The organism is Nocardioides sp. SRI_004 (assembly GCF_057586415.1).
Map to the genome: position 1 here is coordinate 64,129 of NZ_JBYCZV010000010.1, position 24,163 is coordinate 88,291.

Below are 24,163 nucleotides of genomic sequence, written 5' to 3' on the forward strand. Positions count from 1 at the left end.
CAACCCGGGTGAGGTGTGCGTCCCGGGCACCGTCGGCCTGTGGGACAGATCACCCGACAGGGGTACGACGGCCGCCCCCGGGCCGGCGATCCGGCGGGCGTGTGGGATTGGCGGCCCGATCGGCGGGCCCGCGCCCATGCGGGCGGCCGGTGGTCAATACTGCTCGCCATGGCAAGGATGCAGCGCTGGAAGCGCAGTCGCTCTGCCGGGGAGGGAACAGGCCCGGACGCGGAGGTCGACGAGCACACCGACGAGGAGCTCGACGTCGACCCCGCCGACGAGGCCGGTGAGGTCGATGAGGCCGGTGAGGCCGGTGAGGTCGACGAGGTCGGTGAGGTCGAGCTCGTCGAGGAGCCCGACCCGGCCGAGCCGGACGTCGACCTCGACCCCGCCGCCGAGAGCGACGAGGACCTCGAGGACCTGGACGATGATGTCGAGGAGCTGGACGAGGAGCTGGACGAGGATCTCGACGACGAGCTCGACGAGCTGCCCGAGGACGGCCGACCGCTCCTGCCGAGCGCGACGGACAGCCGGTTCGGCGGCGGGCTGCTCGCCGTCCAGCTGCTCCAGGCGGCGCACGCCAAGCAGGCCATCACCACCGCGCTCGCGATGGGCCTCGCCGCCGCCGTCTCCGGTCGTCCGGCACGCGAGACCGCCGTCGTGCTGCTCACCGTGCTGGTGGGCCAGACCATCCTCGGCTGGCACAACGACATCGTCGACCGGCAGCGCGACCAGGCCCACGGCCTGACCGGCAAGCCCGTCGCGATGGGGCGGATCTCCACCGAGACGCTCTGGTACGCCCTCTTCGTCGCCGCACTGCTGCTCGTCCCGCTCGCGATCACGACCGGCATCAAGGCCGGCTGCCTCTACCTCGCCTCGGTCGCCGTCGGCCTGCTCGGCAACGTCGTGCTGCGCACGGGCTTCTTCTCGTGGTGGTCGTGGGCGGCGTCGTACGCACTGCTTCCGGCCTACCTGTCGTTCGGCGGCTGGGGCGGCCAGGCGGAGGGCAACCCGCCCGAGCCGGTCATCCTCGTCCTCGCCGCCCTGCTCGGCATCGGCGTCCACTTCATGCGCGCGGTGTGGGGCCTGGTGGCCGACCACGAGGACGGCTGGACCTACCTGCCGCTCAAGCTGGGACTGAAGCTGGGCGCGACCCGGCTGCTGGCGCTGTCGACGGTCTACACCGCGATCGTCGCGATCCTGATCGCGGTGATGGGCGCCAAGGTCGGCCTGAGCAAGTAGCGGCCATCCCGGACCGCTAGAGTGTGGCCGCTCACCCGGTTCCACCGGCCGCCCGGCGGCCGACCACGACAGACCAGCGGAGGCCTGCCGACATGCCCCACCTGCGCCCGACCGCGATCGCCGGACTCCTGCTGGCCCTCGTGCCTGCTGCCGCGACGCTCTCGTCCTGCGGCTTCGACTACCCCACCGACCGGGTGAACACGATCGCCGCGGGCGCGAACAACCGCGACCACTCCGTCGACGCGCTCGGCATCCGGGTGCTCGCCACCGCGAAGGGTGAGGGCCGCCTGATCGGCGCCCTGTCCAACAACTACGACGACGACGCGTCGCTCGAGTCCGTCTCGTCCCCCGACGGCACCGCCCGGGCCGCCGACTTCAAGGCCATCGAGGTCGCGGGCCGCGGCACGGTCAACCTCGCCAACGTCGACCCGATCGACCTCACCGGCGACTTCACCGCCGGTGACGTGATCTCCCTCGACCTGACGTTCAGCACCGGCGAGACGGCCAGCCTCGACGTACCGGTCGTCAAGAACTGCTTCCAGTACACCCAGGTGCCGACGCCCGAAGCCGCCCAGTCCGAGGCCGCCGAGTCGGAGGACACCGAGGGCGAGGCCGCCGAGGCCGGCGCCGAGGAAGAGGCCCACGCGGGCGAGAGCCACGAGGAGGAGGGCGGCGACGCCACCTTCAACTGCGCCGACGTCGCGCCGGCCCCCGAGGGTGCGCACTGATGACCTTCACCCTCGTGCTGCTCCGCCACGGCGAGAGCGAGTGGAACGCCAAGAACCTCTTCACCGGCTGGGTCGACGTCGCGCTGACCGAGAAGGGTCGCGGCGAGGCCGTCCGCGGCGGCGAGCTCCTCAAGGAGGCCGGCCTCCTGCCGGACGTCGTCCACACCTCGCTGCAGCGCCGCGCGATCAACACCGCCGCCCTCGCGCTCGACGCCGCCGACCGCCACTGGATCCCGGTGCGGCGCTCCTGGCGCCTCAACGAGCGCCACTACGGCGCCCTGCAGGGCAAGGACAAGGCGCAGGTGCGCGAGGAGTACGGCGAGGAGCAGTTCATGCTCTGGCGCCGCTCCTTCGACGTCCCGCCGCCGGACCTGGCCGATGACGACCAGTACTCCCAGGTGGGCGACCCCCGCTACGCCGACCTCGGTGACGAGATGCCCCGCGCCGAGGCGCTCAAGCAGGTCATCGACCGCCTGCTCCCCTACTGGGACGCCGGTATCGTGCCCGACCTGCGCGCCGGCCACACGGTGCTCGTCGCCGCCCACGGCAACAGCCTGCGGGCGATCGTGAAGCACCTCGACCAGATCAGCGACGCCGACATCGCCGGCCTCAACATCCCCACCGGGATGCCGCTGGTCTACGAGCTCGACGAGGACACCCTGGCGCCCACCGTCCCCGGTGGCCGCTATCTCGACCCGGAGGCTGCCGCCGCGGCTGCTGCTGCCGTGGCCAATCAGGGTCGCTGACCCGTCTGACGCTTCGTGCCAGTTTCACCGGCCGACCGGTGAAACTGGCGCGCTTGGACGACGAAACTCACGCTTGGACGATGAAACTTCGTCGTCCAACCATGAGTTTCACCGGCCGGCCGGTGAAACTCCCACCGTCAGCCCGCCAGCACCCCGTCCGCCACGACCGCGAGCATCGCGTTCGCCGCGGCGGGCTCCAGCTCGCTGTTGTCGACGACCGCGGCGACTCCGCCGACCAGCCGGCACAGCTGCATCGCGTCGACGTCCCCGCGCAGGGCGCCCTCCCCGGCCAGCGCGTCGATGACCCGCTGGTTGGCGTTGAGGTAGGTGCGGCACTTCGCCGCGAAGGGTGAGCCCTCGTCGCCGAGCGCGCTGGTGATCCGCCAGGCGGCGCCCTTGTGGCGGGTGAGGAACTCGACGTAGGACTCGAACCACGCCAGCAGGCGGTCGCGCGGGGTGCCGTCTCCGGCGAGGGCGGTGTCGGCGGCGGCCGTCACGGTCTCGACCCAGGCCTGGATGGCGGCGTCGTAGAGGGCTTCCTTGGTCGGGAAGTGGCGGTAGAGGGTGCCGACGCCGACCCCGGCGCTCTTGGCGACCTCGTCCATCGAGACGGCGTCGAAGCCCTTCTCGCGGAACAGCTTGCGGGCGATGTCCGCGATCCGCTCACGGTTGCGTACGGCGTCGGCGCGCAACGAATTCACCCATCTCCCTTGCTAAACGGAGACACCCTCCGTATCGTTGAGGACTAACCGGAGTCATCCTCCGCTAAAGCCTACCTCGACCTTCCAGGCCAGAACAGGACATCACCCTTGTCTTCTTCAGCAACCACCACGCCGCCCGCCGCGGCACCCCGGGCAACCGCCCGGACGACCACCGCCGCGGGCATCTACATCGTCCTCCTCGCCCAGCTGATGCTGGTGCTCGACTCGGCCGTCATGAACGTCGGCCTCCCCCACATCGCCACCGACCTGAACTTCGGCGCCGCGTCGCTGTCGTGGGTCCTCAACGGCTACGCCCTCGCCTTCGGCGGCCTGCTGCTGCTCGGCGGCCGGCTGGGCGACGTCCTCGGCCGCCTCTCGGTCTTCTGGATCGGGCTCGCGGTCTTCACCCTCTTCTCGCTCCTCGGCGGCCTCGCCACCGAGCCGTGGATGCTCGTCGCCGCCCGCGCCCTGCAGGGTGTGGGCGCCGCGATCGCCGCGCCGTCGGTGCTGGCCCTGATCACCACCAGCGCCCGCGACGAGGCGGCCCGCAACCGGGCGCTCGCGCTGTTCACGGCCGTCTCGTCCGGTGGCGCCGCACTCGGCATGCTGCTCGGCGGCGTCCTGACCGACCTGCTCTCCTGGCGCTGGACGCTGTTCATCAACGTGCCGATCGGCCTCGCCGTCCTCCTGACGGTCCGTCGCCACGTGGCGGACACGCCCCGCCGCCCCGGCCGCTTCGACGTCGTCGGCGCCATCAGCGCCACCGGCGCCGCCGTCGCCCTCGTCTGGACGCTCATCAAGGCGCCCGAGCACGGCTGGGGATCGGCCGCGTCCATCGGCGGCTTCGTCCTCGCCGCGGCGCTGGTCGTCGTCCTCCTCGTCACCGAGGCGCGCCACAGCCACCCGCTGCTGCGCCTGGGCCTGCTCCGCAGCCGGACCCGCGTCGCCACCCTGGTCACCATGGCCGCGCTGTACGGCGGCATGCTGGCCACGTTCTTCCTGATGGTCCAGTACTTCGAGGAGGACCTGGGCTACGGCCCACTGCAGACCGGCTTCGCGTTCCTGCCGATCCCGCTCAGCGTGTTCACCATGTCGCGGATCACGCCCCGCCTGGTGGCCCGGTTCCGGCAGCCGCCGATCATCGTCGCCGGCGCGGTCGGCGTGCTCGGCAGCTTCGTGTTCCTCAACCAGATCGACGCCACGACGGGCTACTGGACCGGCGTCTTCCCGGCCCTGCTCGTGATGGGCCTGAGCATGGGCGGCAGCTTCATGCCGATCACCTCGCTCGCGCTGCAGGGCGTCGAGCCGGAGCACGCCGGTGCCGCCTCGGGCCTGCTGCAGACGATGCAGCAGCTCGGCGGCGCGGTCGGCCTGGCCGTCATCGCGTCGGTCTTCGCCTCGCACGGCGTGGCGGGCGACTTCCTCGTCGGGGCGCACGCCGGCTTCGCCGCGGCGTCGGTCATCGCCGCGATCGGCCTCGCCAGCGCCGCCTCCCTGCTGGCCCGGCCGCGCGCGGTCGTCGTACCGGTCCCGGAGCGGGCGGCGGTGGACGCGGAGGCGGCCTGAGGCCCCGCCGCACGACGAGCAGAGCGGCCCGCCCCTCCCGGGGCGGGCCGCTCCGTGTGTCGGTGGAGGATCAGGCAGCCGGGGCCGGGTTGTGGCCGGTGACCACGAAGACGACGCGATTGGCGACGGACACGGCGTGATCGGCGATCCGCTCGTAGTAGCGGCCGAGCAGGGCGATGTCGACCGCGGCCTCGACGCCGTGGCTCCAGTCGTCGCTGAGCAGCTCGGTGAAGCTGCGGCGGCGCAGCTGGTCCATCTCCTCGTCGTCGCGGCCCAGCGCGATGGCGGCCTCGACGTCGCGGCCGGCGATCACGTCGGTCACCCGGGCGACCATGTCCTCGGCGACGGTGGCCATCCGCTCGACGGTCGGACGGACCTCGGCGGGGATGGCGATGTCCGGGACCCGCAGCCGGGCGATCTTGGCGACGTGGACGGACAGGTCGCCCATCCGCTCGAGCTCGGCGACCATCCGCAGCGCGGCGACGACCGTGCGCAGGTCGCCGGCGACCGGCTGCTGCAGGGAGAGCAGGCTGAACGCGTTCTCCTCGACCTTCTCGCGGGCGCTGTCGATCTGGGCGTCCTCGCTGATGACCCTCTCGGCGATCGAGGAGTCGCCGGTCAACAGGGCCTGGGTCGCGTCCTTGACGGCCGTCCGGACCTGGCGGCTGATGCCGGCCAGGTCCTCGAAGATGGCGTCGAGCTCGACGGTGTACGCATCACGCATGGTGCGAGACTACGGTCGCGAGGTGTCGCGCAGGCGGTGCCCGGTGAACGCAGGATGAACATCGCGAAGCACGGCTTTCCCGATTCCGGGACGCACCTGCGCATCGCCGTACGATCGAGACGTGGACCCGACGACGCAAGCCTTCCTGGCTGCGCTCCTCGGCGCCGTCGTAGCAGGCGGTGCCATGCTCGCATGGCACCTCAGCGACCGCCAGCAGAACCTCTACAAGGCTCCTGAGGAACCGCTCCTCCCCGACGGCGTCGCGGCCGTGCTCTCCGTGCTGCGCAGCAGCGCGGTCGTCGTCGACGAGTCCGATGTCGTCCTCAAGGCCTCGGCGCCCGCCTTCGCGATGGGCTTCGTGCGCGGCTCGACGCTGCTGTCCGACGAGCTCGGCGACCTCATCCGGCAGGTGCGCCGCGACGGGCAGATCCGCGAGACCGAGCTGATCGTTCCCCGCACCACGGGCAGCCCGCGCCACGTCACCGCCCGCGTCGCGCCCCTGGGCTCGCGGCTGGTGCTGGCCCTCGTGGAGGACCGCACGCGCGAGCGCCAGGTCGACGCCGTACGCCGCGACTTCGTGGCCAATGTCAGCCACGAGCTGAAGACCCCGGTCGGGGCCATGCGGTTGCTCGCGGAGGCCGTCCAGGACGCCTCCGACGACCCGGACGCCGTCTACCGCTTCGCCTCGCGGATGCTCACCGAGAGCGACCGGCTCTCGCGCCTGATCCAGCAGATCATCGAGCTCTCGCGGCTGCAGGGCGACGAGCCGCTCGAGTCGCCGGTCCCGGTCTCGATCGACGACGTCGTCGCGTCGGCCGTCGACTTCGTGAGCATGACCGCGACCGCCAAGGACATCTCCGTCATCGCCGAGGGCGAGGAGGGCCTCAAGGTCCTCGGCAGCGAGAAGCAGGTCGGCGCCGCGGTCAGCAACCTCGTCGCCAACGCCGTCGCGTACTCCGAGCCCAACTCGCGGGTCGTGGTGACCCGCAAGCGCGTCGGGCACAACGTCGAGATCTCCGTCATCGACCAGGGCATCGGCATCCCCCAGGGCGAGGTGGAGCGGATCTTCGAGCGCTTCTACCGGGTCGACCCGGCCCGGCACCGCTCGACCGGCGGCACCGGCCTGGGCCTCTCGATCGTGAAGCACGTGGCCGCCACGCACGGCGGGGACGTGCGAGTGTGGTCCGTCGAGGGCCAGGGCTCCACCTTCACGCTCTCGCTCCCCCAGCACCCCCACCAGGACGAGGGGTCGCCCTTCATGGGGCTGGCCCCGCTCGCGTCGTCGCCGGACCACCCGGACCGCCGCAGGCACGACCACCAGGAAGACCAGGAGGAACGCCCGTGACACGGGTACTTGTCGTCGAGGACGAAGAGAGCTACAGCGATGCCCTCGCCTATCTGCTCCGCAAGGAGGGCTTCGAGGTCGCCATCGCGGCCGACGGCAACGACGCGCTGAAGGAGTTCGACCGCAACGGCGCCGACATCGTGCTGCTGGACCTGATGCTCCCCGGCATCCCCGGCACCGAGGTCTGCCGCACCATCCGCCAGACGTCGAACGTGCCGGTGATCATGGTCAGCGCGAAGGACGACGAGGTCGACAAGGTGGTCGGGCTCGAGCTCGGCGCCGACGACTACGTCACCAAGCCGTACTCCCCGCGTGAGCTGGTCGCCCGGATCCGCGCCGTCCTGCGCCGCGGCGCGGGCGAGGAGCTGCTGCCCGACACCCTCGAGGCCGGTCCGGTCCGGATGGACGTCGAGCGGCACGTGGTGACCGTCGACGGCGTGGAGCAGCGCCTACCGCTCAAGGAGTTCGAGCTGCTGGAGATGTTCCTGCGCAACCCGGGCCGCGTGCTGACCCGCGGCCAGCTCATCGACCGCGTCTGGGGCTCCGACTACGTCGGCGACACCAAGACGCTCGACGTCCACGTGAAGCGCCTGCGCGCGAAGCTCGAGCCCGAGCCGAGCGAGCCGAAGTACCTCGTCACCGTGCGCGGCCTCGGCTACAAGCTCGAGGTCTGAGTCCGAGCGCGGGGACCGTCCGAGGAACGAGGACGGTCCCGATCAGCGAGGAGCACGCGTCACGAGACCGGGATGCGTCGTGCGGCAGTGCTCGCCGGCACAGGGACTGCACCGGGGCCAGGAGTCTCGTGACGGTCGCTGCGCGACCTCCTCGACCACCGGGCGAGCGTCGCTGCGCGACCTCCTCGACCGCTGGCGGGATCTCCGGTCAGACCGGGTCGGCCTCCGGCTCCGCCTCGACCTCGAGGACGACGTCCGCGGCCGGCTCCGTGCTGGCCGCGGTGGTCGCGTCGGCCTCCGCGGCCCGGCCACCGGCGGCCACGACGCAGCCGACGAGGATGAGCGGGAAGCCGACCATCATGCCGGTGGTGACCTTCTCGTCGAGCAGCAGCACGCCGAGGACGATCGCCACGGCCGGGTTGACGTAGGTGATGATCGTCGACCGGGTCGGCCCGGCCTCCTTGATCAGCTCGAGGAAGACGACGAACGCGAGCGCGGTGCACACCAGCGCCAGCACGGCCACGCTCCCCCACGCCTTCGCGGGCAGGTCCGTCGGCGGGTCGAGGACGCCGAACGGCGCGTAGACGAGGGCCGTGAGGGTCAGCGCGCAGGCCATCACGCCCAGGCCCGAGACGTCGGCGAAACAGCGCGCGAGCACGAGCGGGCCGGCGGCGTAGCAGATCGCGACGCCGAGCATCTCGGCCACGGCGAGCAGGTCGACGTGGTCGAGGTCCAGGCCGACCAGGCAGGCGACGCCCGCGAAGCCGAGCACGAGACCACCGATCTGCGCGGTGGTGAAGCGCTCCGCGTGCGCGGAGATCAGGAAGGCCAGCGCGCCGAAGAGGGGCACCGCCGCGACCAGCAGCCCGGCCAGCGAGGACGAGATCCGCTGCTCCGCGTGCCCGAGCAGCACCCACGGCACCATGATCTCGATGAAGGCGAACAGGGCCAGCGGCTGCCAGCGGGCCAGCACCGGCGCGACCTCGCGCCGGGCGAGGGCCAGCGGCAGCAGCACGAGCGCCGCGAGCGCCGTACGGAGGAACACCAGGCCCGCGGGCGAGACGTGCTCGACCGCGATCCGGATGAAGAGATAGGGAAGGCCCCAGATCACACACATCGCCAGGAACAGCGACCAGCCGCGCTTCGTCACCGGATCAATCTAGGGACCGGCACCGACATCCGTCGCGCGGGTTTTCGGACAACCCTCTCCGAGATCCCGCCATGAGAAGTCCGGCGAGCGATGTCGAGGACGGAGGTTCGGTTCCGTCCCCGGGGCGAAGGCGGCACGATGGCCGTCTCGGAACCCAAGGAGAGCGTCATGGCGAAGTACCTTCTGCTCAAGCACTACCGCCGCACCACTGGCCCGGCCAACCTGCCCGGCACCGACGTACCGATGGACCAGTGGACGCCCGAGGAGATCGACGCACACGTCCAGTTCATGCGGGACTGGGCGGCCGAGATGGCCGAGCGCGGCGAGTACGTCGACGGGCAGGCGCTCGAGCCGCGCGGCACCTTCGTCCGGTACGACGGCGAGGGCAGGGCGCCGGTGACCGACGGCCCGTTCCCGGAGACCAAGGAGCTGATCGCCGGCTGGATGGTCATCGACGTCGACTCCGACGAGCGCGCCTACGAGGCCGCCGCGTCGTTGTCCGCCGCTCCGGGCCAGGGCGGTCGGCCGATCCACGAGTGGATCGAGGTGCGGCCCTTCTACGGCGAGCCGCCCGTGGTCACCGAGTGACCGGCGACCCCGGCAGCGACGGGCTCGAGGACCTGCTGCGCGAGCTCGGGCCGCAGGTCCTCGGCGTCCTCGTCCGCCGCGGCAGTGACTTCGCGGCCGCCGAGGACGCCGTCCAGGAGGCCCTGCTCGAGGCGGTCCGGCGCTGGCCCGACGCCCGGCCGGACGACCCGAAGGCGTGGCTGGTCACGGTCGCCGGCCGCAAGCTGGTCGACGAGATCCGCTCGGCGGCGGCCCGCCGGCGCCGCGAGGAGCGCCTGCAGCACGAGCCGGAGCCGGGCCCGACGGAGCAGGCCGACGACACCCTGCTGCTGCTCAGCCGCTGCTGTCACCCGGCGCTCACCCCCGCGTCGGCGATCGCACTGACCCTGCGCGCGGTCGGCGGGCTGACGACGGCGCAGGTCGCGGAGGCCTTCCTCGTCCCCGAGGCGACGATGGCGCAACGGATCTCCCGCGCCAAGCGGACCGTGTCGGGCGAGCGCTTCGACCAGCCGGGCGACGTCACCGCGGTGCTGCGGGTGCTCTACCTCGTCTTCAACGAGGGCTTCACCGGCTCCGTCGACCTCGCCCAGGAGGCGATCCGGCTCGCTCGGCAGCTGTCCGCCGCCACCGACGACCCGGAGGTCGAGGGCCTGCTGGCGCTGATGCTGCTCCACCACGCGCGCCGGCGCGCGCGTCGTACCCCCGAGGGCGCGGTCGTGCCGCTCGCCGACCAGGACCGGTCGCTGTGGGACACCGCGATGATCGCGGAGGGGGTCGACATCCTCCAGGCGGCCCTCGCCCGCGACAGGCTCGGCGAGTACCAGGTGCAGGCCGCCATCGCCGCCCTCCACGACGACGCCGCCACCGCCGGCGAGACCGACTGGGTCCAGGTCGTCGAGTGGTACGACGAGCTGGTCCGCCTCGCTCCCGGCCAGCCGGTCCTGCTCAACCGCGCCGTCGCGGTCGGCGCCGCCGACGGCCCGCTGGCCGGGCTGCGGGCGCTCGAGCAGGTCGAGCCGGGCGTCCCGCGCCGCGACGCCGCCGCGGCCTGGCTGCACGAGCAGGCGGGCGACCTCGACGAGGCGGCGCGGCTCTACGCCCTCGCGGCCACCCGGGCCGGCAATGTCGCCGAGCGCGACCACCTCACCCGGCAGGCGGCACGGCTCAGGAGCCGCTGAACAGCATGTTGAGGTCGGTGCCGGGGGCGTCGGCGAAGCCGTCGAAGCTGCCCGCGGCGAGCTGCGCGGCGGCCGACTCGAAGCCCCGCCACGCGGCCTTGGCGAGCGCGCCGCCGACGCTGATCCGGCGGACGCCGAGCTCCGCCCACGCGTTGACGCCGAGCGGGCTGCGGCCCCCGACGAGCACGTTGACCGGCTTCGGCGCGACCGCGGCCACCACGGCAGCGACCTGCTCCGGGTCGCTGACCCCGGGCGCGTAGAGGCAGTCGGCGCCGGCAGCGGCGTAGGCGCGGAGGCGGTCGAGGGTCGCGGGGAGGTCGGGGTGGCCGGAGATGAAGCCCTCGCTGCGCCCGACCAGCAGCACGTCGGCACCGCTCGCGTCGATCGCCTCGCGGGCGGCGGCGATCCGCTCGACGGCCACCGCGACGTCGTACAGGGCACCGCCGGAGGCGTCCTCCACCGACAGCCCGGCCACACCGGTCTCCACCGCGAGCGCCACGCTGGCGGCGACCTCGTCGGCGCTCGCGCCGTAGCCGTCCTCGAAGTCGGCGTTGACCGGCAGCCGGGTCGCGCCGACGATCTCGGCGAGGTGGTCGAGCGTCTCGTCGCGGGTCGCCGAGCCGTCGGAGCGGCCGCGGCTCCACGCGGCGCCCGAGCTCGTCGTGGCGAGCGCCCGGAAACCGAGGTGCTCGAGGAAGCGGGCCGACCCGCGGTCCCAGGGGTTCGGCAGCACGAAGCACCCCCGCTCGTGGAGGGCGCGGAAGGCGGCGCGGCGCTCGGCGACCGGGTCGGCGGAAGTCATGGGGCGACACTAGGCCCTTCGCCGACAGCCGGCGTCACTCGCTGACGCCGGCCTCCAGCCAGCCCCGGAAGGCCTCCAGGTTGGCGGTCGACTCGCCCCGCTCGATCCGCCACTCCCACTCCTTGCGGATGGAGGACTCGAAGCCGAGCTCGAGGATCGTGTTGAACGACTCGTCGGCATAGGTCAGCACCGAGCCGAGCAGCCGGTCGAGGTCGTCGGTCGTGACCGACGACAGCGGCAGCCGGGCGTCGAGGTAGATGTCGCCGTGGTGGTCGATGCCGAACGCGACGGCGTACATCCGCATGTTGCGCTCGAGCAGCCAGCGGTAGACCCGCTCGAACTGCTCGTCGGGGCGCCGGCAGACGAAGGCGTGCACGCCGAGTGCGTGCGGGCCCAGGTCGAGGCGGACCGGGGTCTGCAGCTTCTTCTCGCCGGGCAGCGCGAAGCTGAAGGTGCCCTCCGCGGTCTCCTCGAACTCGATCTCGTTGGTGGCGAGCCAGTCGCGCACGACGTCGATCGGTTGGCTCATCGCAGGGCTCCCGCTTCCTCGCGCATCAGGGAGTGCGCGCGCTGGTAGACGGCCAGGGTCTGGGCGGCGGTGGCCTCCCACGAGAACTGCTCCGCCTGCACGAGCGCGCCGGCCGCCAGACGGTCGCGGTAGGCCGGGTCGGCGACCACGCGCTCCAGCGCGACCGCCCAGTCGTGCGCCTCGTGGCTGTCGACCAGCAGGCCGCTGTGCCCGTCGCGGACGACGGTCGTCAGGCCGCCGACGGCGGCCGCGATCACGGGGGCGCCGCTGGCCTGGGCCTCCGCGGCGACCAGCCCGAACGACTCGTTGTACGACGGCACGGCGACCAGCGACGCGGCGGAGTACCACCCGGCCAGCTCGGCCTGGGGCACCGGCGGCACGAAGCGGACCACGTCGTCGATGCGCAGCTCGGCGGCCAGGTTGGCGAGGGCCGTCGGGCGCTCGAGCCCGGAGCCGGACGGCCCTCCGACCACCGGCACGACCAGCCGTGGACGCAGCTCCGGGCGGCGCACGAGGAGCTCCGCGACCGCCCGCAGCAGCACGTCGGGGGCCTTGAGCGGCTGGATCCGGCCGGCGAACAGCAGCACGAGCGCGTCGTCGGCCAGGTCGCGCTCGCGTCGCGCCCGCAGCCGGTCGGCCGGCGACAGCGGCCGGAACACGCCGGTGTCGACGCCGGGGTGCACGACCTCGACGCGGGCCGGCTCGGCGTCGTACAGGTTGATCAGCTGCTTGGCCTCGAGGTCGGTGTTGGCGATGAGCACGTCGGCGGCCTCGACCACCTGCTCCTCGCCGATCACACGGGCCTCGGGCTCGGGGGTGTCGCCCTCGGCGAGCGCCTCGTTCTTGACCTTGGCCATGGTGTGCATCGAGTGCACGAGCGGCACGCCCCAGCGGTCGCGGGCCAGGGCCCCGACCTGGCCGGAGAGCCAGTAGTGGGAGTGGACGACGTCGAAGTGCCCGGCGGGGTGGGCCGCCTCGGCGCGCAGCACCTCGCGGGCGAAGACGCAGAGCTGGCCGGGGAGCTGCTCCTTGCTGAGCCCCTCGAACGGACCGGCGTGCACGTGGTGCACCGTCACGCCGTCGGTCATCGCCACGACGGGATCGAGGGCGGAGCTGGTGGCGCGGGTGAAGATGTCGACCGCGATGCCGGAGGCGGCCAGCCGGCGGGCCACCTCGACGACGTAGACGTTCATGCCGCCGGCGTCGCCCGTGCCCGGCTGGTCGAGCGGAGAGGTGTGCAGGCTGACCATGGCCACGCGCTCGATCGTCGAGTCCGCCATGCCACCTCCTGCTCGAGTCCGGATTCCGCCGATAGGCCAACCCTCCCAGTGTGCCCGGCATTCCCGGTCCGCTGGATCCGGGGTCGGATGGCGTGGCGAGCGACGTCAGGCGGGTGCGATGGCAAGGCGCGGGCGCGACTGCGGTCCGGCCGACCGTCGAGCGTCCGCAACGCCGCCAGCGCGCCCGAATGACGGTGCTCGGTAGCCAGTCCGGCCCCGGATCCAGCGGTCCGGTTGGATGGGGGTCATGAGCAGCCGCATCGCCGTCGTCACCGGAGCCTCCAGCGGGATCGGGGCCGCCACCGCCCGCCACCTCGCGCGCGAGGGCTTCGAGGTGGTCTGCGCGGCGCGCCGCGCCGACCGGATCGAGGCGCTGGCGGCGGAGATCGGCGGACGCGCGGTCGTCTGCGACGTCACCGACGCCGGCCAGGTCGCCGCCCTCGCCGAGGCCGTCGGCCCGCGCCTCGAGGTGCTGGTCAACAACGCCGGCGGCGCCTTCGGGCTCTCCCCCGTCGCCGAGGCCGACGTCGAGGAGTGGCGCCGGATGTACGACGTCAACGTGCTCGGCCTCATGCAGGTCACCAAGGCCCTGCTCCCCGCCCTGGTCGCCAGCGGGGCCGGCGTCATCGTCAACGTCGGCTCCCTCGCCGGCCGCCGGGCCTACGAGGGCGGTGGGGGCTACACCGCCGCCAAGCACGGCACGAAGGTGGTCACCGAGACGCTGCGCCTCGAGCTGGTCGACCAGCCGGTCCGGATCTGCGAGGTGGCGCCCGGGATGGTGCAGACCGAGGAGTTCGCGCTGGTGCGCTTCGGGGGCGACCAGGAGCGGGCCGACGCGGTCTACGCCGGCGTCGCCGAGCCGCTGGTGGCCGACGACGTCGCCGACGCGATCACCTGGGTGGCCACGCGGCCGCCGCACGTCAACATCGACGAGCTGGTGATCAAGCCGCGCGCCCAGGCGGCCCCGCACAAGGTCCACCGCGCCTGATCGTCCGCCCCACGACGCGGCGCAGCGAGCGCAGCGCCGTCATCGCGCGGCGCGCCAGCGCCCGGGGGACGCCGGTCCAGGCCGTCCGCGCGTCGATCGGGTACGCCGCGTGCGCCGGCAGCACCAGCGCCACGGCCGTGTGCTGCAGGTCGGTCACCGAGCTGCTGGAGGCCAGCCGGTGGCGCAGGCCGATCAGCCCGCCGGCACCTCCCGCGAAGGTTGCCGGGACCGCGACCGCGTGCTGCCGCGCGACCCGCTCGAGGAAGCGCGGCGGCGTCCGGTCCAGCTGGGCGTGCACCGCCGCGGGGACGCCCGCGGGCAGCCCGACCGTCGCCCGGGCCACCGCGAGGGAGCGCACGGCGGCCGGTCGCAAGGGCCGCTCCAGGATCCGCTCGTCGCGGCAGAGCCGGCGCAGGTCGGCCAGCGTCCGCAGCCAGACCCACCCCTCCCGGTGCGCGGCGAGGTGGCGCAGGGCGTCGTACCTGCTCAGGGTGGCGACGCTCGACCCACCGAGGGCGACCTGCTCCGCGCGCCCGAGGAGCACCTCGAACGGAGGGTGCGCGTCCGGGGTGATCTCGAGGCGCCAGTGCAGGTCGACGTCGGCGCCCTGACCGGCGTACGTCAGCGCATTGCCCCACCGGCCGACATGGCGCCAGGCCCAGCTGCCCGGCTCGACCCGGGCGCCCTCGCGCAACCGCCATCCCGCGCCCGTCAGCACCCGGTGCGCGACGTCCAGCCGCTCCGGCGCGACGAGGAGGTCCACGTCGCCGGGTCCGCGGGCATCGGGGCGGCCGGTCGTCTGGACGGCGAGCGGCTGACCCTTGAAGGCCAGCACCCCGACACCGGCCCGGTCCAGCAGCTCCCACGCCCGAACCGTCTCCAGGGCCTGCAGCAGCGTGCGCTGGCGCGCTGCTGCCCGCCACGCGTCGAGGTGGCGGACCAGCCCGTCGGGCAGCCCCAACACCCCGGCGTACGACGCCAGCAGCTCCTCGACGCGGTGCCGCTGGACCGTCGCGAACAGCTCCCGCGGGTCGGTCCCGTCGAGCGCCACGGGCTCGACCGGCAGGCCCTCCTCGGCAGCCAGCGCGGCGCGGCACAGCGCCGTCACGACCGCGAGGGCGGCGTCGCCGGGAGCTGTCACGGGGTCGAGGGTGGCACCCGTCCCGCCGGGCCGGGGACGGAACGGCCGAATCGGAGCCGGCGAGGAGGCCGAGGGGAAAGGTAAAACTTCACCAAATCGAGGCCCGGGCCGTGCCCTCGGGGCTCACAGTTCCGTTTCAGAGGTCAACGGAGACTCTCCCTCCCTCCGTTTCCCATCCCGAGGAGCCGCTCATGAAGCAGACCTACACCCCGCCCGTGCTCGAGTCCCTCAGCCTCCGGGCCACCCAGGACATCGAGCTCGACCTCGACATCATCATCGGCATCGGCAGCTGAGCGCAGCCACCCGACTGGCCGTCGCTGCGGCCTGGGTACTGCTGGGGACCGCCCGGCTGCTGACGCTCGCCCTGCCCTCGACGGTGGTGCGCCACCTGCTGGGCGAGCGACGATCGCCGAGTGCGACGGGACCTGACCCGGGACGGGTCCCGTCGCCTCCCGGGCCGCGTGGGACCGGGCGCGCGCGGCAGATCGGCTGGGTCGTGCGCACCGCCGCCGCCCGGACACCGTGGACGTCGGACTGCTTCCCGCAGGCGCTGACGGCGCGCGTCCTGCTGCGCGCCGCCCGCGTGCCGCACGTGGTCACCTTCGGCGTACGCCGCGACGACACCGGCGCGCTGAAGGCGCACGTGTGGGTGGCCGCCGGCGAGGTCGCCGTGACCGGCGGCTCCGGCTCCAGCTGGACCGGCGTCGGCAGCCACGACTGGGCCCCGCGCCGCCCCTGACTGCCTCGTGACCCCCGCCGCCGCGCGCTCCGCCATGTACTCCGGATACGGACTCCTCGTCGACAGCGAGCTGCCGCTGCCCGAGCTCGGCACGGCCGGCTCCGCCGGGGCGCCCGCGGACGTCGTCGTCCGGGGCGGCACCGTGCCCGCTCCCGGTCCGAGCGCCACCCTCCTCCCCCTCGGGCTCTGGCTCGACGGCGACCGGATCGGCGTCGACGTCCCCGACGTCGGGCGCTTCGCCGCGGACGCGGGCGAGCGGATCACCGTCGACGCCCTCCCCGGTACGCCGCCCGACGTGGTGCGCCTGTTCCTGCTCGGCACTGCCTTCGGTGCCCTCCTGCTGCAGCGCGGCCACCTCGTGCTCCACGGCAACGCCTTCCGCGTCGGCGACGCCTGCGCGGTGGTGCTCGGCCACTCCGGAGCCGGCAAGTCGACCCTCGCCGCGGAGATGCACCGCCGCGGCCACGACGTGCTCAGCGACGACGTCGTACCGATCGACGCCGCGGGGCGCGCGCTCCCCGGCTGGCCGCGGATCAAGCTCTGGCAGGACGCCCTGGACCGGCTCGGCCGCGACAGCGGCGACCTGCGGCGGATCCGCGCCGAGCACGCGAAGTTCCACGTCCCCCTCGACCGCGCGGAGCTCGGTCCGCTGCCGGTCCGCTGGCTCTACGCCCTCGACCGGTACGACGGCCCGCTCCGCATCACGCCCGTGACCGGCGCCGCGGTCTTCACGACGCTCCACGAGCACGCCTACCGCAACGAGCTGCTCGTCGGCGCGCACCGTCGTACCCACCTGGCGCGCAGCGCCGCGCTCGCCGCGACCGCACGCCTGGCCCGCGTCGACCGGCCCCGCGGCGTCGACTCCGTGGCGGCGTCGGCCGACGCGATCCTCGCCGACATCCACCACGACATCCACCACGACAGCCGTCTCGGGCCGACCGCAGCACGAGAGGAACGCCATGTGGCGACGAGCAGCTGAGACCACCCCCGACCGCGCCCAGCGGTGGGTCCGCGACGCGAGCCTGCAGGCCGTCGAGATGAACGGCGAGTTCGTGATGATGGGCGTGGACCAGGGCGAGTACTACGCCGTGAAGGGCGTGGCCGCGACGCTGTGGCGCCACCTCGCCGAGCCCCGCGACCTCGACACGCTGTGCGCCCTGGTCGCCGAGGAGTACGACGTCACGCCCGACGCCTGCCGCGCCGACGTGGCCGCGTTCGTGGAGCAGCTCAGCGACAAGGGCATGGTCGTCGCGGCGGCGTAGGCGTCACACGCGCCCCACAGGCCACAGCGGTCGGGCAGTTCATGCGCTTGTCGGGGGTTGCAACACCCGACAAGCGCATGAATCCCCGGTCGACCGGGGATTCATGCAGACCCGCAGCCCTCACGCCAACGCACGATCCAACGCCGCCGCCACGTGCAGCGTCGTGCACGGGAAGACCGGGATCTCGGAGTCGGCCTGCCGGATGAGCAGCTCGAGCTCGGAGCAGCCCAGGATCACACCACCGGCGCCGGCGTCCCACAGCTCGCTGATCATGCCGACGACCGAGCGGCGGGAGTCGTCGATGACCTTCCCGTGGACCAGCTCGTCGTAGATGATCCGGTTGAGCTCGTCGTGGTGGCCGGCGTCCGGCACGAGGACGCCGAGGCCGTGGCTGGCGATCCGGTCGGTGAAGAAGGTCCGCGACATCGCGAACTTGGTGCCGAGCAGCGCGACGGTCTCGACGCCCTGCTCCTTGCACGCCTCGGCGACGACGTCGCCCAGGTGCAGCAGCGGGATGGAGACGGCGTCCTGCACCTGCTCGGCGACGCGGTGGAAGGTGGTGGTGCAGAGCATCAGGAAGTCGGCGCCGGCACGCTCGACGGACACCGCCGCGTCGCGGAGGATCGCGGCGACGCCGTCCCAGTCCTCTGCCTCCTGCAGCGCGGTGACCTCGGCGAAGTCGACCGACGCCATCACGGTCTTCGCGGAGTGGAAGCCGCCCAGCCGTTCCTCGACGCCGCGGTTCAGCGCCTCGTAGTAGGCCGCACTGCTCTCCCAGGACATTCCGCCGACGAGGCCGATGGTCTGCATTGGTGCAGTCTCCCGCACCGGCCGACCACTTCCAACAGGACCCACCGCGGGGTGGGACGGCGAAAAGCCGCGACTTCCGCTGGGCGGAAGCGTGTCATCGACTTCACCCGGACCGGTTCCTACCTTGTGACGGCGACCACAACGGTCGAACGAGGCCGACCCGGCCGAGTCGAGGAGGAGAGCCCCTTGTCCGCACCCGCCCCCACCGGGACCCCACGCACCGACACCGCGACCGGCGTCGCCGGCAGCAGCGCCAACCGGTGGCCCGTCCTGCTGTGCTGGCTCGCCGTCGCCCTCGACGGCTACGACCTGGTCGTCCTCGGCGCGGTCATCCCGACGCTCGACAAGACCGGCGCCCTCGGCTTCACCGCCGCGTCGCTGACGACGGCCGCCACGATCGGCCTCGTCGGGGTCGGCATCGGCGCCGTGGCCATCGGCCCGCTCGCCGACCGCTTCGGCCGTCGGATCACGCTGATCTCCAGCATCCTGCTGTTCTCGCTGTTGACCCTCGCCATCGCCGCCGCGCCGTCGATGGAGGTCTTCATCGCGCTGCGCTTCCTCGCCGGCCTCGGGCTCGGCGCGTGCCTGCCCACGGCGCTGGCCTTCATGAGCGAGCACGCGGGCGAGCGCCGCTCCGGCTCCGCGATGACCCGGATGATGACCGGCTACCACGTCGGCGCCGTGCTGACGGCGCTCCTCGCGCTGTGGGCGATCCCGCGGCTGGGCTGGGAGGCGATGTTCGTCATCGGCGGCCTGGCCGGCCTCGCCGTCGTACCCCTCATGTGGGCGAAGCTGCCCGAGTCGCACGCCTTCGTGGCCGCCAGCAAGGTCGACCGGGCCCGTCCGGTCGAGGTCGTCCGCGGCCGCTTCCTGCTGATCAGCCTCGGCCTCTGGGTCGCCTCGTTCATGGGCCTGCTGCTCGTCTACGGCCTCAACACCTGGCTGCCGAAGATCATGTCGGAGGCCGGCTACTCCCTCGAGGGCGGCATCGGCCTGCTCCTCACCCTCAACGTGGGTGCCGTGATCGGCCTGTACGCCGCCGGCCGGATCGCCGACGCCCGTGGCAACAAGTCGACGGTGCTGCTGTGGTTCGCCGTCGCCGGCGTGATGCTCGCCCTGCTGTCCATCCGGATCGACAGCACCGTCGTCGTGTACGCCGCCGTCCTGCTCACCGGCGTCTTCGTGTTCAGCGCGCAGGTGCTCGTCTACGCCTTCGTCGGCCACCTCTACCCCGCCCGCGTCCGCGGGACCGCGCTCGGCATGGCCGCGGGGGTCGGCCGGGTCGGCGCGATCGTCGGCCCGTCGCTCGGCGGCGCGCTGGTGACGGCCGGCATCGCGTACCCGTGGGGCTTCTACGCCTTCACGGTGGCGGCCGCGCTCGCGTTCCTGGCCCTGCTGACGGTCCCCGCGCACGCTCCCGCGGATGCTGGGAGTAGCGCCTCGCGCGGATAGGCTGACCCCTCGTGTCCCAGACTCGTCGCACCGATCTCCGCAACGTCGCCATCGTGGCCCACGTCGACCACGGCAAGACCACCCTCGTCGACGCGATGCTGCACCAGGCGGGCGCGTTCAGCGCCCACGAGGCCGAGGGCGTCGCCGAGCGCGTGATGGACTCCGGTGACCTCGAGCGCGAGAAGGGCATCACCATCCTCGCGAAGAACACCGCGGTCCACTACCGCGGTCCTTCGGCGCAGGAGCTCGCCGACGGCGACATGGTCATCAACATCATCGACACCCCCGGCCACGCCGACTTCGGTGGCGAGGTCGAGCGCGGCCTGTCGATGGTCGACGGCATCGTGCTCCTGGTCGACGCGTCCGAGGGCCCGCTCCCCCAGACCCGCTTCGTGCTGCGCAAGGCGCTCAACGCCGACATGCCGGTGATCCTCGTGGTCAACAAGACCGACCGGGGCGACGCCCGGATCGACGAGGTCGTCGACGAGACCTACGAGCTGTTCATGGACCTGCTCGACGACTCGCACAGCCAGGACGCGCTCGACTTCCCGGTCGTCTTCGCGTCGGGCAAGGCCGGCATCGCCTCGCTCACCAAGCCGGACAACGGCACCCTGCCCGAGGGCACCGACCTGGAGCCGCTGTTCCGCACCATCCTGGAGACCATCCCGGCGCCGGAGTACGACGACGAGGCCCCGCTCCAGGCCCACGTCACCAACCTCGACGCCTCCCCCTTCCTGGGTCGCCTCGCGCTGCTGCGCATCAAGCAGGGCACGCTCAAGAAGGGCCAGAACGTCGCGTGGATCAACCGCGAGGGCGTGGCGAAGAACGTCAAGATCACCGAGCTCCTCGTGACCGAGGGCCTCGAGCGCAAGCCCGGCGAGTCCGCCGGCCCCGGTGACATCGTCGCCGTCGCCGGCATCCCCGACATCACCATCGGCGAGACCCTCGCCGACCCGGAGAACCCGGTCGCGCTGCCGCTCATCCACGTCGACGAGCCGGCCATCTCGATGACCATCGGCACCAACACCTCCCCGCTCGTCGGCAAGGGCGGCAAGGGCCACAAGGTCACCGCGCGCCTGGTGAAGGACCGCCTCGACTCGGAGCTGATCGGCAATGTGTCGCTCCGCGTCCTGCCGACCGAGCGCCCGGACGCGTGGGAGGTCCAGGGCCGCGGCGAGCTCGCGCTGGCGATCCTCGTCGAGCAGATGCGCCGCGAGGGCTACGAGCTCACCGTCGGCAAGCCGCAGGTGGTCACCCGCGAGATCGACGGCAAGCTGCACGAGCCCTTCGAGCGCCTCACGATCGACGCGCCGGAGGAGTTCCTCGGCACGATCACCGAGCTGCTCGCCAACCGCAAGGGCCGCATGGAGGGCATGACCAACCACGGCACCGGCTGGGTGCGCATGGAGTTCGTCGTCCCGGCCCGCGGCCTGATCGGCTTCCGCACCGACTTCCTCACCGAGACCCGCGGCACGGGCATCGCGCACTCGATCTCCGAGGGCTACTTCCCCTTCGCCGGCGAGATCCGCTCGCGCCAGTCGGGCTCGCTCGTCGCCGACCGTGCGGGCGCGGCGACGGCGTACGCCATGACCTCGCTGCAGGAGCGCGGCGTGATGTTCGTCGAGCCGTCGACCGAGGTCTACGAGGGCATGATCGTCGGCGAGAACTCCCGCGCCGACGACATGGACGTCAACATCACCAAGGAGAAGCAGCAGACCAACATCCGGTCCGCCACCTCCGACAACTTCGAGAAGCTCATCCCGCCGCGCAAGCTCTCGCTCGAGCAGTGCCTGGAGTTCTGCCGCGAGGACGAGTGCGTCGAGATCACCCCGGAGACGGTGCGCATCCGCAAGGTCGTCCTCGACCAGAACGAGCGCGCCAAGATGGCGAGCCGGGCCCGCAAGGGCACCCGCTGACCCTCGCGTCGGCGGCCCGGCCAGCAGGACTCCCGTCGTCCGCGGCCGGGCGACCCGGCACAGTGTCGGGGTGAGACCGGAGACCGAGGACCGCTGGCTGTTCGCGACCCTCGCGGCGATCAGCGTCGTCACGGCGGTGGTCAGCAGCCTCGGCGCACCGCTCGTCCCCAGCATCGCCACCCGGTACGACGTCCCGCTGGCCACCGCCCAGTGGGTGCTCACCTCCACCCTCATCGCAGCCGCGGCGGCCACGCCGGCGATCGGCCGCTGGGGCAGCGGCCGGCTCCGTCGCCCGGTCGTCCTCGGTGCGCTCGGCGTCGTGCTCGCGGGCGCGGTGCTGGCGGCGCTGCCGCTCGGCATGGGCGCGCTCATCGCCGGCCGGGCCGGACAGGGCATGGGCCTGGCCGTCGCACCGCTGACCCTCGCCGTCGCGCGCGACGTGTGGACCGGCGACCGGCTGGTCTCGCGGCTCTCGCTCCTCTCGATCGCGACCGTCGCGGGGGCCGGCCTCGGCTACCCGTTCACCGGCCTGGTCGCCGAGCACGCCGGCATCGCCGGCGCCTACGGCATGGGGGCGGCGCTGGTCGCCGTCACGCTCGGCCTCGCGATCCGCTTCCTGCCCCGTCAGGCGGACGGTGAGCCGCAGCAGGTCGACCTCGCCAGCGTGGTGCTCGTGGCGGTCGGGATGGTCGCCGTCCTGCTCGCCGTCAGCCAGGGCGAGGCGTGGGGCTGGCTGTCCGCGCCGGTGGTCCTGCTCGCCGCCGGCGGCGTCGTCCTCCTCGCCGGCTGGGTCCTGCGGACCCGCCACCTCGCCACCCACGGCGGCCAGCCGCTGGTGGACCTCCGGCTCGCCGGCCGGCCGGGCGTGCTCGGGCCCAATGCCGTCGCGTTCGCGCTCGCGGTCGGCATGTACGGGTTGCTGACGGTCGTCGTACTCCTCGTGCGGGCCGACGGCAGCGCCGGCTGGGGACTCGACCGGGGTGCCGCCGCCGCAGGTCTCGTCCTCGTCCCGTACGCCGTCCTCAGCGTCACCGGCAGCCGCATCGCGCTGCGCGTGGCCAGGAGGTTCGGCGCCCACCTGCTGCTCCCGATCGGCGCGACGGTGTTCGCGTCCTCGATGGTGCTGGTGGCGTTGCGCCACGACACGCTGCCGCAGGCGCTCGTCGCGATGGCGGTCGGCGGGCTCGGCAGCGGCTTCACCTTCTCCTCGCTGCCGATGCTGATCGTGCCCCACGTGCCGCGTGAGGAGACCGGCAGCGCGATGGCCTTCAACCAGCTGCTGCGCTATCTCGGCTTCTCGGTCGGCTCCGCCGTCACCGTCGCCCTGCTCGAGGTGTACGGCGGCCACGAGGCCGCGTTCCGCGCCACGGTCCTGACCATGGCCGGGATCTGCTTCCTCGCCGGTGCGGGCGTCGCCCTCGGCGGGCGACGGACTCCGGCGCGCGCCTGAGCCACGACCAGCGGATCCGTTGGCCTCGCTAGTCCCCACGGCTCTGACGAGAGGGCGGCACGGCACGGCCCCATCCGCTTGGATGGGGCCGTGCTCGTCGATCTCCAGCTCGATGCCCGCCCCGACCGTGCCCTGGCCCGGGCCCGGGAGCTGACCGCCGCCGGCGCGGCCGGGCTGTTCACCTTCGAGGGTCCGCACGACGTCTTCCTGCCGCTCGCCGCGATCGCCGGCCAGGTCGACGCGGACCTGATGACCAATGTCGCGATCGCGATGCCCCGCTCGCCGATGCACCTGGCCCACACCGCGTGGGACCTGCAGCTCATGAGCGGTGGACGGTTCCGCCTCGGCCTGGGCTCGCAGGTCCAGCCCCACATCGAGAAGAGGTACGGCGCCCGCTGGTCCCCGCCGGCCGCGCGGATGCGCGAGATCGTCGGTGCCGTGCGGGCGATCCTGACCGCGTGGCAGGACGGCACCCGCCTCGACTTCCGCGGCGAGCACACGACGCACACGCTGATGCCGCCGACCTTCGTCCCCGGCCCCAACCCCTTCGGCCCGCCGCCGATCCTGCTCGGCGCCCTGGGCCCGCTGATGACCCGGACCGCGGCCGAGGCCGCCGACGGCCTGCTGGTGATGCCCTTCCACTCCCACCGCCACTTCCACGAGCGGACGCTGCCCGCCGTCGCCGAGGGCCTCGCGCTGACGGGCCGCACGGCCGATGCCTTCGCCGTGTTCCCCCAGGCGATCCTCGCGATGGGCCGCACCGACGAGGAGCTCGCCACCGCCCGCGCCGGCGTCCGGGCCCTGCTGGCGTTCTACGGATCCACGCCCGCCTACCGCCCCGTGCTCGACGTCGAAGGGTGGGGCGAGCTCCAGCCGGAGCTGAATCGCCTCTCGAAGACCGGCGACGTCGCCTCGATGGTGCGCCTGGTCGACGACACCCTGCTGGCCACGATCGCCGTCACCGGCACCCCCGAGGAGTGCGCGGCCGAGATCAGCCGGCGCTTCGGCGGCGTACCGGGGGTCGCGGGGCGGGTCTGCTGCTACTTCCCGGGCCACGACCCGTCGGCGGACCAGGTCGCCGAGCTGGTGGCCGCGCTCGCGGACGCCTGACGGTCACGAGCGATCCACGGTTCGCGTCCTCTCGAGCGGCATCGGTGCCCTCGAGCCTCGAAC

At 73.0% G+C, this 24,163-nt stretch carries 24 protein-coding genes; 16 read left to right on the plus strand and 8 right to left on the minus strand.

Annotated elements, in window-relative coordinates:
• The first annotated feature begins 168 nt into the window (after nucleotides 1–168).
• The 3 genes from AC2YHB_RS15070 (at nucleotide 169) to AC2YHB_RS15080 (ending at nucleotide 2,716) form a co-directional block, all read left to right on the plus strand.
• Nucleotides 169–1,242, plus strand: a complete 1,074-nt coding sequence (locus AC2YHB_RS15070; protein WP_179648017.1) for a UbiA family prenyltransferase — start codon at nucleotides 169–171, stop codon at nucleotides 1,240–1,242.
• A gap of 92 nt (nucleotides 1,243–1,334) precedes the next feature.
• Nucleotides 1,335–1,970: a copper chaperone PCu(A)C gene (locus AC2YHB_RS15075; protein WP_179648018.1), complete on the plus strand. Its 636-nt coding sequence runs from the start codon at nucleotides 1,335–1,337 to the stop codon at nucleotides 1,968–1,970.
• Nucleotides 1,970–2,716, plus strand: a complete 747-nt coding sequence (locus AC2YHB_RS15080) for a phosphoglyceromutase (protein ID WP_036550997.1) — start codon at nucleotides 1,970–1,972, stop codon at nucleotides 2,714–2,716. The genes AC2YHB_RS15075 and AC2YHB_RS15080 overlap by 1 nt, the downstream gene beginning before the upstream one ends.
• 137 nt (nucleotides 2,717–2,853) lie before the next feature.
• On the opposite strand, the gene AC2YHB_RS15085 is transcribed toward AC2YHB_RS15080, so the two are convergent.
• Complete coding sequence (locus AC2YHB_RS15085; RefSeq protein WP_242530344.1) at nucleotides 2,854–3,417, minus strand: TetR/AcrR family transcriptional regulator; 564 nt, start codon at nucleotides 3,415–3,417, stop codon at nucleotides 2,854–2,856.
• Nucleotides 3,418–3,525: 108 nt separating this feature from the next.
• Between AC2YHB_RS15085 and AC2YHB_RS15090 the strand changes: the two genes are divergently transcribed.
• Entirely contained in the window at nucleotides 3,526–4,983 is a 1,458-nt protein-coding gene (locus AC2YHB_RS15090) for an MFS transporter (RefSeq protein ID WP_487354230.1), read from the plus strand.
• A 70-nt stretch (nucleotides 4,984–5,053) separates the two neighbouring features.
• Here AC2YHB_RS15090 and phoU read toward each other — a convergent pair whose 3' ends face one another.
• Nucleotides 5,054–5,707: a phosphate signaling complex protein PhoU gene (gene phoU / locus AC2YHB_RS15095; RefSeq protein ID WP_036550994.1), complete on the minus strand. Its 654-nt coding sequence runs from the start codon at nucleotides 5,705–5,707 to the stop codon at nucleotides 5,054–5,056.
• Nucleotides 5,708–5,828: 121 nt separating this feature from the next.
• Between phoU and AC2YHB_RS15100 the strand changes: the two genes are divergently transcribed.
• Together AC2YHB_RS15100 and AC2YHB_RS15105 are read left to right on the plus strand one after the other, a co-directional pair.
• Nucleotides 5,829–7,052 (plus strand): sensor histidine kinase, encoded by a 1,224-nt coding sequence (locus AC2YHB_RS15100; RefSeq protein ID WP_207006748.1) that lies wholly within the window; start codon nucleotides 5,829–5,831, stop codon nucleotides 7,050–7,052.
• A complete protein-coding gene (locus tag AC2YHB_RS15105) occupies nucleotides 7,049–7,726 on the plus strand; it encodes a response regulator transcription factor (protein ID WP_036550993.1) in 678 nt (225 codons plus the stop codon). The genes AC2YHB_RS15100 and AC2YHB_RS15105 overlap by 4 nt, the downstream gene beginning before the upstream one ends.
• A 208-nt stretch (nucleotides 7,727–7,934) precedes the next feature.
• On the opposite strand, the gene AC2YHB_RS15110 is transcribed toward AC2YHB_RS15105, so the two are convergent.
• Nucleotides 7,935–8,876, minus strand: a complete 942-nt coding sequence (locus AC2YHB_RS15110; RefSeq protein ID WP_036550992.1) for a DMT family transporter — start codon at nucleotides 8,874–8,876, stop codon at nucleotides 7,935–7,937.
• 168 nt (nucleotides 8,877–9,044) lie between these two features.
• On the opposite strand from AC2YHB_RS15110, the gene AC2YHB_RS15115 reads away from it, so the two are divergent.
• Nucleotides 9,045–9,464 carry a YciI family protein gene (locus tag AC2YHB_RS15115; protein ID WP_179648019.1) on the plus strand — a complete coding sequence of 140 codons (420 nt, stop codon included), beginning with the start codon at nucleotides 9,045–9,047 and terminating at the stop codon, nucleotides 9,462–9,464.
• Nucleotides 9,461–10,621 (plus strand): RNA polymerase sigma factor, encoded by a 1,161-nt coding sequence (locus AC2YHB_RS15120; protein WP_487354231.1) that lies wholly within the window; start codon nucleotides 9,461–9,463, stop codon nucleotides 10,619–10,621. Before AC2YHB_RS15115 ends, AC2YHB_RS15120 begins: the two co-directional genes overlap by 4 nt.
• Here the strand turns inward: AC2YHB_RS15120 and AC2YHB_RS15125 are convergent.
• The 3 genes from AC2YHB_RS15125 to mshA are packed head-to-tail and all read right to left on the minus strand — an operon-like array spanning nucleotide 10,608 to nucleotide 13,232.
• Complete coding sequence (locus AC2YHB_RS15125; protein WP_487354232.1) at nucleotides 10,608–11,423, minus strand: isocitrate lyase/PEP mutase family protein; 816 nt, start codon at nucleotides 11,421–11,423, stop codon at nucleotides 10,608–10,610. The two genes, AC2YHB_RS15120 and AC2YHB_RS15125, sit on opposite strands and share 14 nt — an antisense overlap.
• A 34-nt stretch (nucleotides 11,424–11,457) precedes the next feature.
• Nucleotides 11,458–11,952: a type III secretion system chaperone family protein gene (locus tag AC2YHB_RS15130; protein WP_036550987.1), complete on the minus strand. Its 495-nt coding sequence runs from the start codon at nucleotides 11,950–11,952 to the stop codon at nucleotides 11,458–11,460.
• Nucleotides 11,949–13,232, minus strand: coding sequence for a D-inositol-3-phosphate glycosyltransferase (gene mshA / locus AC2YHB_RS15135; protein WP_036550985.1), 1,284 nt, complete (start codon nucleotides 13,230–13,232; stop codon nucleotides 11,949–11,951). The genes AC2YHB_RS15130 and mshA overlap by 4 nt, the downstream gene beginning before the upstream one ends.
• A gap of 247 nt (nucleotides 13,233–13,479) precedes the next feature.
• Between mshA and AC2YHB_RS15140 the strand changes: the two genes are divergently transcribed.
• Entirely contained in the window at nucleotides 13,480–14,220 is a 741-nt protein-coding gene (locus AC2YHB_RS15140; RefSeq protein WP_487354233.1) for an SDR family NAD(P)-dependent oxidoreductase, read from the plus strand.
• Here the strand turns inward: AC2YHB_RS15140 and AC2YHB_RS15145 are convergent.
• Complete coding sequence (locus AC2YHB_RS15145) at nucleotides 14,174–15,361, minus strand: nucleotidyltransferase family protein (protein WP_487354234.1); 1,188 nt, start codon at nucleotides 15,359–15,361, stop codon at nucleotides 14,174–14,176. The two genes, AC2YHB_RS15140 and AC2YHB_RS15145, sit on opposite strands and share 47 nt — an antisense overlap.
• 307 nt (nucleotides 15,362–15,668) lie before the next feature.
• Between AC2YHB_RS15145 and AC2YHB_RS15150 the strand changes: the two genes are divergently transcribed.
• The 3 genes from AC2YHB_RS15150 to AC2YHB_RS15160 are packed head-to-tail and all read left to right on the plus strand — an operon-like array spanning nucleotide 15,669 to nucleotide 17,362.
• Nucleotides 15,669–16,100, plus strand: coding sequence for a lasso peptide biosynthesis B2 protein (locus tag AC2YHB_RS15150; protein ID WP_487354271.1), 432 nt, complete (start codon nucleotides 15,669–15,671; stop codon nucleotides 16,098–16,100).
• A 7-nt stretch (nucleotides 16,101–16,107) separates the two neighbouring features.
• A complete protein-coding gene (locus AC2YHB_RS15155; RefSeq protein WP_487354235.1) occupies nucleotides 16,108–17,079 on the plus strand; it encodes a phosphoenolpyruvate carboxykinase (ATP) in 972 nt (323 codons plus the stop codon).
• Complete coding sequence (locus AC2YHB_RS15160) at nucleotides 17,060–17,362, plus strand: PqqD family protein (protein WP_051932978.1); 303 nt, start codon at nucleotides 17,060–17,062, stop codon at nucleotides 17,360–17,362. Before AC2YHB_RS15155 ends, AC2YHB_RS15160 begins: the two co-directional genes overlap by 20 nt.
• A gap of 120 nt (nucleotides 17,363–17,482) precedes the next feature.
• Here the strand turns inward: AC2YHB_RS15160 and AC2YHB_RS15165 are convergent, their stop codons facing one another.
• Nucleotides 17,483–18,172: an aspartate/glutamate racemase family protein gene (locus tag AC2YHB_RS15165; protein WP_036550979.1), complete on the minus strand. Its 690-nt coding sequence runs from the start codon at nucleotides 18,170–18,172 to the stop codon at nucleotides 17,483–17,485.
• A gap of 186 nt (nucleotides 18,173–18,358) precedes the next feature.
• Here AC2YHB_RS15165 and AC2YHB_RS15170 point away from each other — a divergent pair, with 186 nt between their 5' ends.
• The 4 genes from AC2YHB_RS15170 (at nucleotide 18,359) to AC2YHB_RS15185 (ending at nucleotide 24,100) form a co-directional block, all read left to right on the plus strand.
• On the plus strand, nucleotides 18,359–19,624 hold the full coding sequence (locus tag AC2YHB_RS15170) for an MFS transporter (RefSeq protein WP_487354236.1): 1,266 nt from the start codon (nucleotides 18,359–18,361) through the stop codon (nucleotides 19,622–19,624).
• An 11-nt stretch (nucleotides 19,625–19,635) separates the two neighbouring features.
• A complete protein-coding gene (gene typA / locus AC2YHB_RS15175; RefSeq protein WP_036550977.1) occupies nucleotides 19,636–21,540 on the plus strand; it encodes a translational GTPase TypA in 1,905 nt (634 codons plus the stop codon).
• A gap of 70 nt (nucleotides 21,541–21,610) precedes the next feature.
• Complete coding sequence (locus tag AC2YHB_RS15180; RefSeq protein WP_051932977.1) at nucleotides 21,611–22,990, plus strand: MFS transporter; 1,380 nt, start codon at nucleotides 21,611–21,613, stop codon at nucleotides 22,988–22,990.
• Between the two features lie 90 nt (nucleotides 22,991–23,080).
• The gene (locus AC2YHB_RS15185) at nucleotides 23,081–24,100 is read left to right on the plus strand and encodes a TIGR03617 family F420-dependent LLM class oxidoreductase (protein ID WP_179648028.1); all 1,020 of its coding nucleotides are present in this window, start codon (nucleotides 23,081–23,083) and stop codon (nucleotides 24,098–24,100) included.
• Nucleotides 24,101–24,163: the final 63 nt, after the last annotated feature.